Genomic DNA, 18,269 nt, shown 5'->3' on the forward strand with positions numbered 1-18,269 from the left:
TCACCGCTGTCGAGCCAACTGCCGATGGCTACTTCGTTCACGTGGCCGGCCTGTCCGACCTGGTGCGCGATACCGAGGCTGTGTTCTCCACAGCCCTCGACACGATCATCGAGGCCGACCCAACTGCCGTGACGGTCGTCGGCGACACTTCCGATCACTTCCGGCGTGCGCGTCTGTGGCTCGAAGCGATGCTTCGGAAGACTCCCGTCGCCATCGCAGACTCGGGACTCACTACGGCACACCGCGGCCTCGCGGACCCGCTGAACTATCAGCTCAAAGCTGTCGCAAAGGCGCTCAACCCCGACAAACTGCGCCCACGCATCCTGCTCGCAGACGCTGTGGGCCTCGGCAAAACCATCGAGATCGGCATGATTCTCTCCGAGCTCGTGCGGCGTGGCCGTGGTGAGCGAATCCTTATCGTCACGCCCAAGCACGTACTCGAGCAGATGCAGATGGAGCTGTGGACGCGCTTCGCGCTGCCCTTCGTCCGGCTCGACTCGTCGGGTATTCAGCGAATCCGGCAAGTCCTGCCGGCCAACCGCAATCCCTTCACCTACTACAAACGAGTGATCATCTCGATCGACACCCTCAAGTCCGACCGCTACATCGCTCATCTGAGTAAGCAGCGATGGGATGCCGTTGTCATCGACGAATCGCACAACGTCACCAACACCGCAGCTCAGAACAACAGACTGGCTAGCCTGCTCGCTGCCCGCACCGACTCCCTCATCCTGGCCTCGGCCACTCCCCACAACGGCAAGGCGGAGTCCTTCGCTGAACTCATCCGCATGCTCGACCCCAGCGTCGTATCCCCGACCGGCGAGCTCGACCTCAACGAAGTCAAGAAGCTCGTCATCCGCCGCCATCGGCACCATCCCGATGTCGCGAGCGAAGTCGGATCCGATTGGGCGGAGCGCCTCCCACCGCAGAACATCATCATCGAGGCAAATGCCGTCGAGGACGCCGTCGCACTCGAACTCGAAGACGTCTGGCTCTGGCCACCAAATGGCGCGCCACCATACTCGGGCAAGAATGCGTCGCTGTTCCCTTGGGTTCTCGCTAAGGCGTTCCTCTCATCCCCGGAAGCGCTACGGCAATCAGTCGGTGAGCGCCTTGGACGCCTCGATCACGACGATCCCAGCACCGCAGCTGAACGCTCAGCGCTGACACGGCTGGCAACGCTCGCCGAGGGCGCGCCCATCGCAAAATCTGCCAAATACCAGGCACTCCGCGACCATCTGGACGAGATTGAGGTCTCCCGCACCGGCGACCGACGCCTGGTGATCTTCGCCGAGCGCGTCGCAACTCTCGACGCCCTCGCAAAAGCCCTGGCCAAAGACCTTAAGATGTCCACCACCAGCGGCAATGAGCTTGGCCAGGTCACTGTCCTCCACGGTGGCCTGAGCGACGCAGACCAACAACGCATCGTGGAATCGTTCAAGCTCGAATCTTCGCCGATCCGCATTCTCGTGACCGGCGACGTCGCCTCCGAAGGCGTGAACCTGCACTCGCAGTGTCACCACCTGGTGCACTACGACATTCCGTGGAGTCTCATCCGCATCGAGCAACGCAATGGCCGCATCGATCGCTACGGACAGAAACACAGCCCGCAGATCACCACCCTGCTCTTGAGCCCGTCGACCACCCATTTCGGCGGCGACATCCGCATTCTCGCGCGACTGGTCGAGCGCGAGCATGAGGCGCACACCGCACTCGGCGATTCCGCATCCCTCATGGGCACCTACGACGTGAAGGCTGAAGAAGACTCCATCCGTCAAGTGCTGGCCGGTCAGAAGAAGCTGGAGAACGTGGTGAAGACCGTTGCGGAGGTTGAGACGGGTGGAGGCTTGGACGCCTTCTTCGCCAGTCTCGACACCCAGCCGGCCGACGACCCCGACACACCCGCCGAGGTCACTGCCATCGCGCATACCGACGACGCGGGAACGGGTGTGTACGACACCGAGTTCGCATTCCTTTCCGACGCACTTCACGAGTTCTTGAAGACACCTGAACTGTCCCCTCCCAACGGTGTGGACTGGAAGGTATTCACCAAGCAGTCCATCGCCAGCCTGACGCCACCAGCAGACCTCAGGCAGCGACTCAAAGTACTGCCGCAGGACTACCTCGACGCCCGCCGCGTCACCGAAACCTACAAACTCGCGTACACCCGGTTGCGTGGCCAGGAAGAACTAGCCCAAGCCAAATCTGGAGATTCGACATCAACCTGGCCGGAGGCTCACTATCTGGCTCCGCTTCATCCAGTCATTGACTGGGCTGCTGACCGCTCGCTAGCCGAACTTGGGCGTAGCCAGATCTTCGCAGTACGCGGCACGGTTCCGTTCGTCACGGTGCTCGTACAGGTGACGCAGACAAACGCTCGCGGTCAGGTCGTGGCGGCGTCCTACTACGCAGTCGACTTCCCCGATCCTTCCGATTCGGCTGGCTCCTTGGTGCGAGCGTTCCCCAGCGCACGAGAAGCCGTGCAGCACTTGCACATCGCCGACGTAAGCCGCGGAGACCTCGGCGACACCGCAGTGCTCCAACCACTCGTCGCTGCAGCCGTTATCTCCGCGGACTCTTTCGCCGCGCAGCAAGGTGAGTCGATTCGAGCAGAAACCGAGCAACGGATCGCCGCGTGGATACAACGCTCACATCGCTGGAAAGAGCTTGCGGGCGAACTCATCCAGCGCACAGAACTGCGCGAGCGTATCGCCCGCATCACCGAGGAGCAGGAGCTCGCCCGGACGATGAACCCGGAGCGACGACTCGCCCGCCCGTTGATGATCGCGGTCCCAATCGATCTCGACCTCACTTCCCTAACTTCCCAGGAGAACTGACGATGGCCACCACGTCCGACGCCCTCATCGTCGGTGAGGACTTCATCAGCGAGCACTACTTCACCACCGACGCGAAATCGCAGTCGTTCCAAGCGAAAGTGCTCGATCGCCGCAAACAGTGGGATGCGGCGAAAGCCGACGGCCACCCCACCACGCGCACTCGCTACGCCGAGGAGCGCGGCCGCCTCGGTCGCGTCTTCAACGGACTCTCGGAGAATGCCGACAGCGAGACCCTCGACGGCCTCTACGCGACGTTGCGTCACATCCTCGGCTTCGACAACGCGGTGCGCTGGGAGAGCGAGCGGATCGGGGGCAGCGAGACCGAGCCCGGTCCGGCGATCCTGATGCGCTCCCGCGATCTCGGCGGGGCGGCGCCGTTCGTGATGATCGAGGCGCGGGGCGGTCTCGATATCGAAGATCTACTTGCGAAGAACGAGAAGACGCTGCTGCGCGACTTCCACACCGATATTGACACGATCTCCTCGGTCGCCGGGCTGCTCTCGCACCTGTTCGTCTCCGACGAGAGCCCGAAGTTCGCGCTCGTCCTCGCCGGCGGCACCGCCCTGATCACCGAGCGCGAGCGCTGGCTCGAGGGCCGCTACCTCGCGGTGGATCTGCAACTCGTCGGCGAGCGCGCCGACGACAAGCGCGGCGGCGAGATCGACCGCGCCCTGACCATGCTCGACGCCGACTCGCTCGCCCCGGACGCTGAGGGCGACATCTGGTGGACCAGCGTGGTTGACGAGTCGGTGAAGCACACCGTCGGCGTCTCCAAGGAGCTGCGCGAGGGGGTGCGGCTGTCCATCGAAATTTTGGCGAACGACGTCGTTGCCCGCCGCCGCGAGCAGGGCCTGCCGCCGCTGCCGGATAGCCAGGCGCAGCTGCTCGCCGGTCAGTCGCTGCGTTTCCTCTACCGCATCCTGTTCCTGCTCTACGCCGAAGCGACACCGGACCTGTCGGTTGTGCCCGCGGGCGACCCGACCTACGAGCGCGGCTACAGCCTCGACCGCCTCCGTGAGCTGCTGCCCGTCGAGCTGACGACGCAGCGGGCCACCAACGGCACGCACTTCTACGACTCGCTCGCGGCGCTATTCGAACTGGTCGACCGGGGTCACGACGGCGGCGTCGCTGACAACGACGATGCGTCTGCCGAGGGCCTGACGTTCCGTTCGCTGCGCGCGGACCTGTTCCTCCCCTCCGCCACCTCGCTGATCGACGAGGTGAAACTCAGCAACCGCGCGCTGCAACAGGTGCTGCGACACCTGTTGCTGTCCAAGGAGGCTCGCGGCAAAGACCGCGGCTTCATCTCGTATGCGGAGCTGGGCATCAACCAGCTCGGCGCGGTGTACGAGGGGCTGATGAGCTACACCGGCTTCTTCGCGCACGACACCCTCTACGAGGTGGCGAAGAACGGCAACGCCGAGAAGGGCTCGTGGGTGGTGCCCGAGTCGCGCATCGAGGGCATTGCCGAATCCGACTTCGTCCGCATCCCCGACGAGACCACCGGCGAGCTCAAGCCCGTCAGACACCTTCCGGGCACCTTCGTGTTCCGGCTCGCCGGCCGCGAGCGCCAACAGTCGGCGTCGTACTACACCCCCGAGGTGCTCACGAAGTTCACTGTCGGGCAGGCCCTCGAGGAGCTACTCGATCAGGATGGCCACACCACGACGGCCGAGGAGATCCTGAACCTCACCGTGTGTGAGCCGGCGCTCGGTTCGGGCGCGTTCGCGATCGAGGCGGTCCGCCAGCTCGCCGAGCAGTACCTGCGACGCCGTCAGACCGAGACGGGCGAGCGCATCGATCCCGAGTCGTACCCCATCGAGCTGCAACGGGCGAAGGCGTACATCGCGCTGCACCAGGTGTACGGGGTGGACCTCAACGCCACCGCCGTCGAGTTCGCCGAGATCACGCTGTGGCTCGACACGATGGGCCGCGACCTCGACGCGCCGTGGTTCGGGCTGCACCTGCGCCGCGGCAACTCGCTGATCGGCGCTCGGCGTTCGGTGATCCCGGGCGGGCAGGTCACCGACAAGGGCTGGATCGACGCCACCCCGGTGGATGTCCCCCTCTCCCAGTCGCTCGACGAGCACAGGGGCGCCGTCCACCACTTCCTGCTCCCAGCGGGCGGCTGGGGGTCGACGGTGGACGCGAAGGAAGCCAAGGAGCTGGCGCCCGACGCCACCGCCTCTCTCAAGGACTGGCGTAAGGGCCTCAAGAAGAAGCTCACCACAGCGCAGGTGCGGGAGTTGCGGGCGCTCACGCAGCGCACCGAGGTGCTGTGGCAGTTCGCGCTGCGCCGGCTGCAGATCGCCGAATCGGAGATCCGCCGCGACATTCCGCTATGGGGCAGAGACTTCCAGCCGACCGGCGGAGCAGTGACGCGCGAGCAGATTGAGGAGTCACTGGCCGATGAGAACGGCGCCTACCGCCGGCTGCGCCGGGCGATGGATGCGTGGTCAGCGCTGTGGTTCTGGCCGCTCACCGACACCGACCGAACGGTGGACGGCGAGATCGTCGAGCCGCCGAGCGTGCAGGAGTGGATCGACACCCTCACCGATCTGCTCGGCACCCCGGTCAAGGAGACCCGCGGAGAGAAGGCCGGCCAGATCAACCTCTTCGAGGTCTCCGACTGGCATGAGCTGGGCCACGCCGAGAAGAACGACCTGCTGTTCGCTCAGGCGAAGCCGGTTGAGCGCGCTAAGGGCGAGCACCCGTGGCTTGTGGTCACCGAGCGAATCGCCCAACGCCAGGGCTTCTTCCACTGGGAACTCGATTTCGCCCCCGTGTTCGAGCAGGGCGGCTTCGATCTGCAGGTGGGTAACCCGCCGTGGGTGCGGCCCGACTTCGACGAGGCCGCGGCGCTTGGCGAGTTCGACGTCGCGTGGGCTCTCGAAGGCAAGATCGCAACGGACCGGGCCAAGAGAATACGAGCCGCCACACTCGCCGATCCCATCGCGCAGGACTTCTACCTCAGCGAACTCACCTCTGTCGTGTGCACCCGAGCATTCGTTTCCGATCTACACCAGTACCCCTCGCTGGCTGGTCTACGACCCGACCTCTATCGATGCTTTATGGACTTAACTTGGAGAAATACCTCCCCCGATGGAATCAGTTCACTTATCCATTTTGACACTCACTTCACCGACGAGAAGGGTCATGCTCTACGCCGTGCGACATACGCTCGCCTGCGCCGGCATTGGCAGTTCATAAATGAGCTTGAGTTGTTCGACATCCAGAACCAGAAGGTATTCAGCGTCAATGTTTATGGGAGAGTTCGCAGAAATGTCAGCTTCCTTCACGCCGTATCGCTCTATCACCCCGATACTGTAATTCGATCACAACATCACGACGGTTTTGGGCCCGAGCCCGGGATCAAAGACGAGAACGGAAACTGGGACCAGCGTCCTCACTCCTCAAGGATTATGCATGCGACTTCCGAAACCCTAAAGTCCTGGAAAACGCTTATTGAAGTCCCTGAATTGCCCTACGAGCAAAGCCGAATGGTCTACACCATAAATCGCGCGTCCGCGTCGACACTCAACAAGATCGCATCATCTAACAGGATTGGTTCGTTGACATGCAATTTCTCGCAGGGATGGAACGAAACTACAGATTTCAAGAGGGGCAGGATCATCAAAGTCTGGGGCAAACCTGAATCCGCCTCGAGCGTGATACTCCAGGGTTCCCACCTGTTCGTGTCGACACCGATGTACAAGATGCCAAATTCAACCATGCGCAATCATAGAGATTGGTCGCAGGCGGATATCGAACGCTTCTCCAGAGATCAACTACCGATTACGTCGTACAAGCCTGCAGGCGATCGGGAGCGATACGATCGGGACTATACCCACTGGGACGTCACCGACGAAAACGGCGTAACGCAGCGTGTGCCTGCCCGCAACTACTACCGCGTCGCCTGGCGGAGCATGGCAGCCAACACTGGCGAGCGAACGCTAATTCCTGCACTCATCCCGCCCGGACCAGCGCAAATCAGTCAGTCAGTCTACTCGGCTGGATTCAGTGAGACAAACTCACTAATGCTCGCAACGAGCATGATGTCGTCGTTGATCTGCGACTTCGCAGTCAGGGCAGTCCCGAAGTCAGCCATTATCTTCAGCACGGTACTGCGCTTGCCCACTGTGTCTGTACCGGAAGTTCATAAGATGCTGTTTATCCGGACCCTCCGCCTCAATTGCCTCACCGACGCCTACGCCGACCTGTGGCAGGACTGCTACACCGACGACATGCAATCTGATTCGTGGGCAGGAGGTTTTGAGCACAACCGCCGCAAGCCACTCGGCGACGTCGGCCCGGAGTGGACGCCCGACACGCCCCTGCGGATCGCGGCGGATCGTCGGCAGGCACTGGTGGAGATCGATGCGCTCGTCGCGCTCGGCCTGGGCCTCACCGCAGACGAACTGTGCACCATCTACCGCACGCAGTTCCCGGTGCTCTACGGCTACGACAAGAACAAGTACCTCTACGACGTAGACGGTCGACTTGTGCCGCAGGAGGTGCTCACGGTCTGGCGCAAGAAGGGTGACGCGATCACCGAGGATGAGCGCACGGCAACCAACCCGTCGGGCAACACCTACACCTACGAGCTGCCGTTCCGCTTCCTCAACCGGGAGGCCGACATGCGAGAGGCGTACGCGGAGTTCGAGGCTCGGCTCGCCGAAGACGGGAACGGCTGATCGTGGCGGAACTGCTGCCGCTCACTCAGGCCGAGACCATCCAGTCGAGCCTGCTCGACTATCTCGGTACTACGTTCGCGCTTGCCGATCCTGACGCGCGACAGGTGCTCGACGAGTTCCTCCAGAGCCGCGAAACCGGGATGTTCCGCGGTCCGTACGCGCGGTTGCGCCTGCCGTTCCGGCCCGCCGCGGACGGCTGGCGCGACAGCCTGGAGTGGTACGAGGGTCACACCCCCTACGGCCATCAGGCCGCGGCGTTCGAGCGCCTCTCCAGCTACCGCCTCGCCGAGCAAGGCCGTACCCGCCCCCTGCCGACGCTGGTCACCACCGGTACCGGCTCCGGCAAGACCGAGGCCTTCCTGTACCCCATCCTCGATCACGTGCAGCGGGCTAAGCGTAAGGGCGTCACGGGCACCAAGGCGCTGATCCTTTACCCAATGAATGCGCTCGCGAACGACCAGGCAGCGCGCATCACCGAGATGCTCACCAGCTACTCGGCACTCGGCGGCGTCACCGCCGCGCTCTACACCGGCGAGTCAGGGGCCGAGCGCACCGCGGTGACCAAGGACGGTCTCATCACCGATCGCAACATCATCCGCGACACCGCCCCCGACATCCTGCTCACCAACTACAAGATGCTCGACCAGCTGCTGCTGCGCCCGGCCGACGCACGGCTGTGGCAGCAGAGCGCCACCAGCCTGCAGTACCTCGTGCTCGACGAATTCCACACCTACGACGGCGCCCAGGGCACCGACGTGTCGATGCTGTTGCGCCGGCTCGGCAAGACTCTGAAGAGCTACTGGTCCGCCGATGACGAAAGTCTCACCGAAGCCGACCGCGCCCGCCCGCTGGGCCGAATCACGGCAGTCGCCACCTCGGCGACCCTCGGCGACGGCAACGATCCCACCGAGATGCTCGACTTTGCCCACACCGTCTTCGGCGACGAGTTCGGTGCCGACGCCGTCGTCACCGAGTCACGGCTGTCGCTCGACGACTGGAGCGGAGACGCGGCCCGGCGCGTCTCGGCAGCAGGATTTAGCCCATCCCCTGCCACTGATGCGCTCAGTGCACTAGCAAGCGTAGAAGCTGCTGTGGGCCCCGCCGAAGCGACTTACAGTGTGCTCCACGCCCTGTACGTCGGTGATGAGCAGAGGCTTCGCGATGCCGTTGCTCACGACGATCCACTTGTTCTGGATCTCGTCAAGTCTCACAGCTTCTTTCGTCAACTCATTGATGCCACTCATGTGGCGGTCACGGTCGACGATCTCATTGGCGCAGATGCCAGCGTGCCGTTGCTCAGGGGGTTGGAACCACTCAACGAGCTCGAGCGTCGCAAAGTCATTGACGGACTATTGGCGGCGATGAGCCACGTCCGCGCGACCGCCGGCCGCGGCGCTCCTTCCGTCGAGGTCCACCTCTGGATTCGCGAGCTCACTCGCGTCGATCGCGCAGCAATCGGCACGCCACATTTCGCCTGGAGCGACGACGGCATCGTGGTCGACAGCCCAGACACTGACGTCCTGGACGTTCCGTACCTGCCGGCAATCTTCTGCCGGCACTGCAACCGCTCCGGGTGGGGAATCGCGCTCGCACCAACAGGTTCCGACCTCGATTCCGACGACTCAACCATCCGTCGCCGGGCGCTGCGTAACGACGACCGATTCCGAGCCCTCATCCACGCCCCGCTCGAAGCAATCCAAGCTGAGCAAGACGACACCTCCGAAACCACCGGCGTCGATGGGGCCGCCCTGGCGTGGTTGGTCGTCGCGGAGCGCCGCATCGCCCATACACGTCCGGCCGAATCGGTTGTCGCCGAAGGTGGAGCACTCCCTGTCCTGGTCAACACGTCAGCTGACGCCGGCGTCGATTCGGTGAAGGATGTATGCCCGTCGTGTCGTCGACCCGACGGAATTCGCTTCCTCGGTTCCGCAATTGCAACGATGCTGTCGGTCTCGCTGTCCACGCTGTTCGGCACGCCAGGGCTCGACGGGCGCGAGAAGCGCGCACTGGTGTTCACCGACAGTGTGCAAGATGCGGCCCACCGGGCGGGGTTTGTGCAGGCTCGGTCCCATGCGCTCACTCTGCGCACTCTGCTCCGCCAGGCACTCGAGGCCGGCGAAACGGATCTCGACTCGTTGGCGCACCGGGTTCTGGAACAGGCCGGCGACGATCGCAGTGCCCGCTACCGCATCCTGCCGCCAGAGCTTGCCGAGCGAGCCGATTTTGAGAAGTTCTGGAACACGAAAACCGCGTCGGCCACGCCGGCGCGCCTTCGTCGTGCAGTGCTGCGCAGACTATTGCTCGACATCGAGCTTGAATTCGGCTTACGCTCCGGAGTCGGTCGCACCCTAGAGCGAACCGGAACCGCGCTGGCCTTCATCGATGTGAGCGAACATGCTCTGCTTGCGACCGGGACGGAGACCGTTGAATCTGCCGGCGCGCAGGAGACCATCGATGGAATCGGTGATGCTGCACTGATTCGCTGGGTACGTGGGGTGCTGATGCATATGCGTCAGCGAGGGGCCATCGGACACGAATGGTTTGACAAGTTCAGGTACGAAGACGGCAACCGGTGGTGGGTCACCGGCGGTCGCCGCCGCGGCGAGGGCATGCCGGGTTTCGGCCGAGGCAACTCTGCCCCCGGTTACCCGATTGAGGGGCGCGCGCCCGATACTGACCTCGAGCCCATCTCATCACCGCGAGGCTGGTACGCACAATGGACCGCCAAGACACTCGGAGTCACGGGTGTGGAGGGTGCGGTACTCGCCCGCCTGCTTTTCGGGAAGCTCCAAAGGCGTGAGATCGTTACCGTCGCCGTCTCGAAATCAGGGGCAAAGACGTACGCTCTAGCACCGACGTCTGTAGTCGTACGCACCGTAACCGACGACGAATTGCACTCTGGCGCTGTGTCGTTGATCTGCTCAGTGTGCCGCGACACCGTCTACGGCGCGCCAACGACCATAGGTCAGCTCGTCGATGGACCTTGCCCGGTGATCCATTGCGAAGGCCAACTTCGCCACCACCACATCGAGGGCAACTTTTATCGGCAGATGTACTCCGCGTCCGACATCCGGCGTGTAGTCGCACGTGAGCACACCAGCCTTTTGAAAGACGAAGTGCGCCTGCAGTACGAGCGGGAGTTCAAGGAACCTGATCCACCCCCGAGTGCGCCTAACGTGCTCGTCGCGACGCCGACGCTCGAGATGGGTATCGACATCGGAGATCTGTCGGCCGTCATGCTGTCCTCGTTACCCCGCACAGTCGCGTCGTACACTCAGCGAATTGGCCGAGCCGGCCGCCTCACCGGCAATGCTCTCGCATTGGCGTACGTAACCGGGCGGGGGGATCAGCTGCCCAGGTTCACACAGCCGGAGAACACAATCAACGGCACGGTGCGGCCGCCGGCTACCTACCTGGATGCCGAGGAGATCCTGCGGCGCCAATTCACCGCGTCAGTGGCCGACATCTTGGCTCGCGATAAGAACGCGCCACACCCGCGCACGACCCCGGACGCCCTGCGTTCCACTGCTTCCCAGACATATCTTGGGACGCTCATTGCGACCGCTGAATCCAACAGCGACGACCTGGTTGGAGCATTTCTTGCAACGTTCCCACCGCTCTCCGATGAGGTAACTCGCAGGCTCTACGAATTCGCCTCGCCGGACAATGTGCCAGGGAGCAGCGAACTCGCACAGCGCTGCCATCGAGCCTCACAAATGTGGAACCATCGGATCGAAACGCTCCAGCATCGTCGAGCCGCTATCGAAAAGGTGCTGCCCGACCTGCAGCACAAAACTGAATCTCCGGCGAAAACATCCGAAGATGAGTCTGAACTGCGCACGGCTCAGGCCACATTACGTCTGGTGAAGAGCCAACTCGCCTCCTACCGGTCGGAGTACTGGATCAGCGCGCTGGAGACGTTCGGGCTGTTCCCCAATTACACCCTCCTCGACGACACCGTCACGCTGTCGGTATCAGTCAACTGGCGCGACCCCGACACCGACAGCTACGAGCACTCCGAGTTTGAGATCAATCGTGGTGCAGCGCAGGCGCTTCGCGACTTCGCGCCAGGGTCAACGTTCTACACCAACGGCTTTGCCATCGAAATCGATGCGGTTGACCTCGGAATCGACTCCGAAGACGTGCACCACTGGGCTTGCTGCGCCGAGTGCGGATTCGCTGTAGATCTCGATGACGGCACCGGCCGCAAGTCTCCGACGTCGTGTCCGCGGTGCGCATCTATCACCATCGGCGACACTGGGCAGCGCCTCCCCGTGGTCGAACTGCGCAACGTCTCAGCGGTCATCCGTCGCGAGGAAGCAACCATCGACGACGCCCGAGATGAGCGCAGCCGGCAGGTCTACACCATCGTGACCGCAGCTGATATCGATCCTGCTCAAGTCGACTCTCGCTGGTATGTCGACGAATTAGGTTTCGGCGCAAAGCATCTGCGTAGCATGGATATCCGCTGGCTGAACATTGGCAGCGGACACAAGGGCGGCGCTTCCCGATACCTTGCGGGCGACAATGTCGACACTTCGCTCTTCCGAGTGTGTTCCGAATGCGGAAAGCTAGACCGAGCGACCGGCGTCAACAAGCCCGCCGAACATCGACCCTGGTGCTCACTCAGGACGGCCATAGAGGAAAAACCCAGCACCATCGCTCTGGCGCGCAGCCTGCGCACCGAAGGGCTCGTACTGCGCCTACCCCCTTCCGTGACATTAGGCGACAACTTTGCCGTCCCATCGCTGTCAGCGGCGATACTGCTTGGCCTGCGAGAGCGTATCGGTGGTGCACCCGATCACCTGCACATCACACCGATAGTCGATCCAAGTCCCAAGGGTGACAACCATTCCGCTCTGCTCCTCCACGACGTGGTGCCTGGCGGCACTGGATATCTCGCCGATCTTTCGAATCCAGGGACGCTATGGGATGTTCTCCACCGAGCGTGGTCGGTGGTCCACAATTGCCCGTGCCGCAAGGAGGGAAAGCTCGCGTGTGACCGGTGCCTACTGCCATTCGCTGCTCTTCCGGAGATCCGTAAGACGTCACGGGCTGCTGCTGAACATCACCTCACAACCCTGTTGACTGGACGCGAACATCGCTCCGACGAGACCACCACCATCCCAGCTGAGATGCCCTGGCAAGTCACTCACGACGAGCCCGAAATCGCCGACAGCGAGTCAGACCTGGAGAAGCGCTTTCGAGTCGCATTCCGGAAACGACTAGAGACCCTCGGTGCCACGATTGTGGAGAAGCCGACTGACCACGGTGTCGCATGGGACATCGCCCTGGGCTCAACCAACCGCTGGACGATGCGACCGCAAGAGAACGTACTGGGCAGCAAGCCAGATTTTATTCTCACCTCGGCGCGCGCAGGCGTTCCACCGACTGCCATCTTCACGGACGGATACAAGTATCACGCAACCGTCACCACCAATCGTCTCGCCGACGACGCCGAGAAGCGTCGCAACCTCCGCGATGTCGGCTACCAGGTGCTCGCGATTACCCGGGACGACGTGGAGGGGAACGCGCTGGCGAACCCCGTCTTCACACCGAACGACGCTGCAAAGGTTCTTGCCAGCGCTGGTGACAAACTCGCAAAGAGTGCGCTTGACCTCGCATTCGCCAACGGCATGGAATTGCTTCTTGCGTGGGTGCAGAATCCGTCGCGGGAGGCGCGCTCCAGGCTCGCGCTGTGGGCCCCACTGCTTGCTGTCCTGGGCGCTGGCCCAACCGGGGTTCGCACGAGCGGACCGTCGGTGCGGGCAGTCGCCGTGGAGGCACTCGATGACAAGCTGCGTGCCGACCCCGCCGGTGACACTAGTGCCTGGCGAATTGACACCACAGGGATTGCGATTCGCCTCTCTGCCAGTGGGAAGTCCATCATTCCGACGGAAATTTCCGTCATCCTCGATGACTCTGACGAGGCGTTGTCAAGCGACCACAAAGAGTCGTGGCGGCAGTGGTTGCAGTGGGGCAACCTGCTCAACTTCCGTGATCTGCCTGCTGACATCACTACTCGCAGTCACGTCGGCACTGCCTCGATGAAACTGGACGATGTGTTCAGTACCCCCTCACCGGCCGAAGGCATGGACCCGTCTGCAGAGCAGACCACGTTGACTGGCCCGTGGCGCGAGGCCTACGAAAGCGTGAGTGGGGCCGAGAGGGGCTTGATCAAGCTACTCGCCGAACAGGGTGCGCCAATCCCCGAGATCGGCGAGGAGGCGGCAGGCGGTATCCCACTCGAAATCTCCTGGCCCTCAGCGAAGCTAGCTATCAATGTCGAGCTTTCCGAAGAGGATCGCACTGACCTCGAGAGCGCCGGCTGGACGCTTTGTGAACCCGATGCCGACTCCATACGTACCGCCCTCACCCAGAAAGGCCTTTGATGCCACAGATCATCCTCGGACCTGGACTCGAGAAGATCGACGGGAGCCTGCAGAAGGCGACCTACGCGTTCTTGGCCAAGCTCACCAAAAGTGACCAGACGCCCGGGCTGCACATCGAGCCGATCAACAACTCGGTCGACCCGCGCGCCCGGACCGGCCGGGTCGACATCAGCAACCGTGCGGTCCTCTTCAAACTCCAGGGCAGTAATGAGGATGCCTCCTACGTATTCGCTGGGACCTATCCACATGACGAGGCCATCGCGATCGCTCAGAAGTCCCGCGTAGACATCAACCCGTGTAACGGTGTTGCGGAACTCATCCCGATTGACGCGAACCAGAACGTCGCAGTGGCCACCGACACTGGCCAGCAAGGGACGACAGCGAGCGTCCCTGTTGAGCGCACCAAGGCCGCACGAACACTGCGCAGCCGAGAGTTCACAATCGACGACTTTACCGCCCTGGGCATCGACGCCGCCTTCGCCGAAGGTGCGCTCGATATCGCCGACCCCGACGAATTCCTCGAGTATGCAGAAGGAGCGCCGGCAACATGGCAGGGCAGCGCCCTGCTCGACATCTTTACCGGTGAAGCGCTGCCCGATGTACGGAACAAGTACCAGCTCGACGAGCCCACGAAGCCCTCGCGCGATACCGACGACGATCGCCTTCTTGCGGCGATGCGTCACCCTGCTGCGCAGATGGAGTTTTCGTTCATCGAAGATGACGCCGAGCTACGGGCCGCCATCGAGAACCCGAGTTTTGCCGCGTGGCGGATCTTCTTACATCCCGAGCAGCGCTGGCTCGCAACGCATGACTACAACGGCCCGTTCCGCGTCAAGGGTGGCGCTGGTACGGGCAAAACCGTGGTGCTGCTACATCGGACCCGAGAGCTGTACCGAAAGAACCCCCACTCACGCATCGTGTTGACCACCTACAACCGCACCCTCGCGGACAGCCTTCGCACCCAGCTCAAGTTGCTCGATCCGACCCTGCCACTGGTCGACGAGCTCGGTGCACCTGGCATCTACGTCGCGGGAATAGATGCCATTGCGCATCGCGTAATCTCGTCCTCTGATTCACTGGCTGGATCGGACGGGAAACCAGGCCCCGTCACGGAGGTGCTGGGGCCAAGAACGTCGCAGGTGCTTCGCCCGACCCGCCAGGAGGAGTGGCGAAACGCAGCTGAACTCGCTGGAGAAGGCCTGCCTGCCGAGCTCAAGTCGACGTCTTTCCTTGAAGCCGAGTACGCGATGATCGTACTTCCTGAGCGCCTTACCAGCGACCGCGACTATTTCCGGGTCCGTAGACCTGGCCGTGGAGTCGCGCTGAATCGTGCCCGGCGCAAGGGCGTGTGGGACATCGTGTCTGCCTACCGTGCAGCGGCGGCAGCTGACGGAACGACGGATTTCGATGAGAAGGCAGCGATCGCAGCACGCGTGCTTGAGGAAGGAGACCCGCTCGCCGATCACGTTCTTGTCGACGAAGCTCAGGACCTCAGCCCGTCCCGCTTCCAGCTCCTGCGTGCTCTGGCAGCTCCCGGTCGGAATGATCTATTTATCGCCGAAGATGGCCATCAGAGAATCTACGGTCAAAAACTGACGCTCTCCCACTATGGCATCAACATTCGCGGTCGATCACGGACACTCACGCTGAACTACCGCACTACGGAAGAGAACTTGCGATACGCGCTCGGAATCTTGTCAGGTAGCAGCTACGAGGACATCACGGGTGAGAAGGAGTCGACCGAGACATACCGTTCGGCTCGTAGCGGACCCGCTCCACTGGGCAAACAGGTCGACAGTCTTTCAGCGGAGTACCAGCTTATCGCCGAGACCGTCAAGAAGTGGGTAGAAGCGGGGACCGAGCCATCCGCGATCGGATTGCTCGTACCAACCAAGAAGGAGGGCGAGAATCTCGCTCGCGCACTGGGTGATCAGGGTGTCAAAGTCTCCTACGTCGACCGGGACTCAAGCAGTAAGAGTGATGCGGCGCAGGTGATGACGATGCACCGGTCGAAGGGTATGGAATTCGCGAAGGTCATTCTGGTAGGAACTGGTGCATCCAATATGCCGCGTCAGTACATCATCGACTCGCTGCCTGCGGAAGACCGCGAAGACGCGCTACAGCGTGAACGCTCCTTGCTTTACGTCGCTGCATCGCGTGCCCGTGATGAGCTACTGGTCACCTGGGTCGGTCAGCCGAGTGCGTTGTTGCCGATAAGCGACCAATGCGAACAGAAGAGCGAGTGAGGGGAGTAAGCGGTGAAGGGCAGCATCCGACGGATCACCGATCTGTTTGACGGGAACAGCAAGAGTCTGATCATACCCGTCTGTCAGAGAAACTACGACTGGAAGATCAAGCATTGCGCACGCTTGTTTGACGATTTGGTTGACCTGATAAACAAGGATCGCGAGACGCACTTTTTCGGAGCGATCGTCGGCCACCCCGAAACGTCGTTCACCTACGTCGTCATCGACGGTCAGCAACGGTTAACGAGCATCAGCCTCCTCATGCTGGCGCTCGTGCACTCACTCGAAGATGGCACCGTAACCTCTAGAGACCCGAACCTTGCCAACAAGATTCGCGACAGCTACCTGGTGATGAAGGATGACCACAATGCAATCAAGTTCAAGCTAAAGCCAGTCAAGAACGACAACGATGCCTACAGTCGACTGCTGCGATCCGACTCGCCGATGGAGACATCGACGGTCACTGCAAACTATCGATACTTCCGTGATCGGATTGCCGACGGCGAACTCACAGGAGATCAACTGTGGGATGCAATATTTCGGCTTCAGGTAATGGCATTGGATCTCGAAAAACAGGACGATCCGCAGCGGATCTTTGAGAGCATTAACTCCACTGGCCTCGAGCTATCGGAATCCGACAAGATTCGCAATGTCGTACTGATGCATCAGCCGATTCGCGAGCAAGAAGACCTGTACGAAAACTACTGGAACAGGATCGAAAGGGCGGTCGACTACCGCACCGACTGGTTCATTCGCCTCTACTTGATCGCCAAAACCGGCAAGACTCCTCGCAAAGATGCCGTCTACGAGGCATTCCGGAGATTTCAAGTGGAATCTCCTTACACGACGCGCCAGATTCTTTCGGAGATGCGCGACTACGCCGAGTACGCGCGCGACCTGAACAACGCCACCACCGACGTGCTTCGAGCAGATAAGCGCCTTCGCCGCTTCAACATGATTAGGCACGACGTCACACTGCCGCTTACAATGCCACTCCTAGGCGAACTCAGGGCTGGAACAGTATCACCCGACGACTTCGCTGAGGTCATCGAAATCCTCGATACCTACCTATTCCGACGATTTGTGTGTGGCGTACCGACCAACGCACTCAACAAGATATTCGCAACCCTGTACAATGAAATTCACCGTATCCGCAGGAATGGCACACGATTCTCCGAGGCCCTCACCTACTCCCTGCGTCGGCGTGGTACGTCAGGTCGCTTTCCTGACGATGACGAATTCCAGGAAGCCTTCACAACCCGCGACCTTTACAACATTAAGAGCGAGAATCGTGCTTATATGTTTGAGTGTCTCGAAAACAACTTCTCCAACGACACACACGACATCGCTACCGCGATCGAGCACCAGCAGTTAAGCGTCGAGCACATCATGCCGCAAACGTTGAATACGGCGTGGCGACGTGACCTCGGCGAGGAGGCAGACGTCATTCATTCGACGTGGGTAAATCGAATCGAAACCTCACTGTGACCGGCTACAACTCCAGCTACTCGAACTCGTCTTTTCACGACAAGAAGTCCCAGCCCGATGGGTTCGATTCCTCACCTTATCGACTTAACTCCTTAGTCAAGCAGGCTGATACGTGGGGCACGCAGCAGCTAGAGAAGCGCACCAGCCAACTTTACGATGTGGCTGCCCGGTACTGGCCCTTACCATCGACGACGTTCGAGCCTTACGTAGCACCACTGCCCACGGTTCCGTTGGGGGACGACGAGGATTTCACGAACACAATCATTGTGTCTTTCGAATTTGGAGAAATCCGAAAGACCGTGTCTAGCTGGAAGAATGCGTTTGTCCAGGTGCTACGGGCACTAGTCGAGGACCACCGAGATGAAATATTCGCCTACGCCGCAATTGCGAGTGAATTCAAATTGCTCGCGGTCAACGAGGAGGTGCCGCCGGGCGACTCGCTCATCGTCCCCGGCCTGTCCGTCCATACCGCTACCTCAACCAGCTCCAAACTCGTCATTCTCCGGCGTCTTTTCAACCACCTCGAGATCGACACTGAAGACCTGGTGTTCACACTCCGCAGCAGCGGCGACGAAGACGAAGTTGACTCGACGGAGACCGAAAGCCCGTACT

The 18,269-nt window shown here is 61.6% G+C and carries 6 protein-coding genes; all 6 read left to right on the forward strand.

All coding sequences use genetic code 11. The features are described from left to right. Positions 1-2,837, forward strand: a 2,837-nt coding sequence (locus tag GOOTI_RS15065) for a helicase-related protein (protein ID WP_007239470.1), incomplete at its 5' end; no start/stop codon positions are given. A 98-nt stretch (positions 2,838-2,935) separates the two neighbouring features. After that, on the forward strand, positions 2,936-7,531 hold the full coding sequence (locus GOOTI_RS15070; protein ID WP_306302699.1) for an Eco57I restriction-modification methylase domain-containing protein: 4,596 nt from the start codon (positions 2,936-2,938) through the stop codon (positions 7,529-7,531). A gap of 2 nt (positions 7,532-7,533) precedes the next feature. Then, positions 7,534-13,923, forward strand: coding sequence for a DEAD/DEAH box helicase family protein (locus GOOTI_RS15075; RefSeq protein ID WP_007239472.1), 6,390 nt, complete (start codon positions 7,534-7,536; stop codon positions 13,921-13,923). Further along, the gene (locus GOOTI_RS15080; protein ID WP_007239473.1) at positions 13,923-16,169 is read left to right on the forward strand and encodes a 3'-5' exonuclease; all 2,247 of its coding nucleotides are present in this window, start codon (positions 13,923-13,925) and stop codon (positions 16,167-16,169) included. Before GOOTI_RS15075 ends, GOOTI_RS15080 begins: the two co-directional genes overlap by 1 nt. A gap of 12 nt (positions 16,170-16,181) precedes the next feature. Continuing rightward, positions 16,182-17,657, forward strand: coding sequence for a DUF262 domain-containing protein (locus GOOTI_RS15085; protein ID WP_007239474.1), 1,476 nt, complete (start codon positions 16,182-16,184; stop codon positions 17,655-17,657). After that, the coding region (locus GOOTI_RS27060) for a GmrSD restriction endonuclease domain-containing protein (protein WP_007239475.1) at positions 17,654-18,269 on the forward strand (616 nt) is incomplete at its 3' end. The genes GOOTI_RS15085 and GOOTI_RS27060, both read left to right, overlap by 4 nt.

Source organism: Gordonia otitidis NBRC 100426, from assembly GCF_000248075.1.
Classification (GTDB): Bacteria; Actinomycetota; Actinomycetes; order Mycobacteriales; family Mycobacteriaceae; genus Gordonia; species Gordonia otitidis.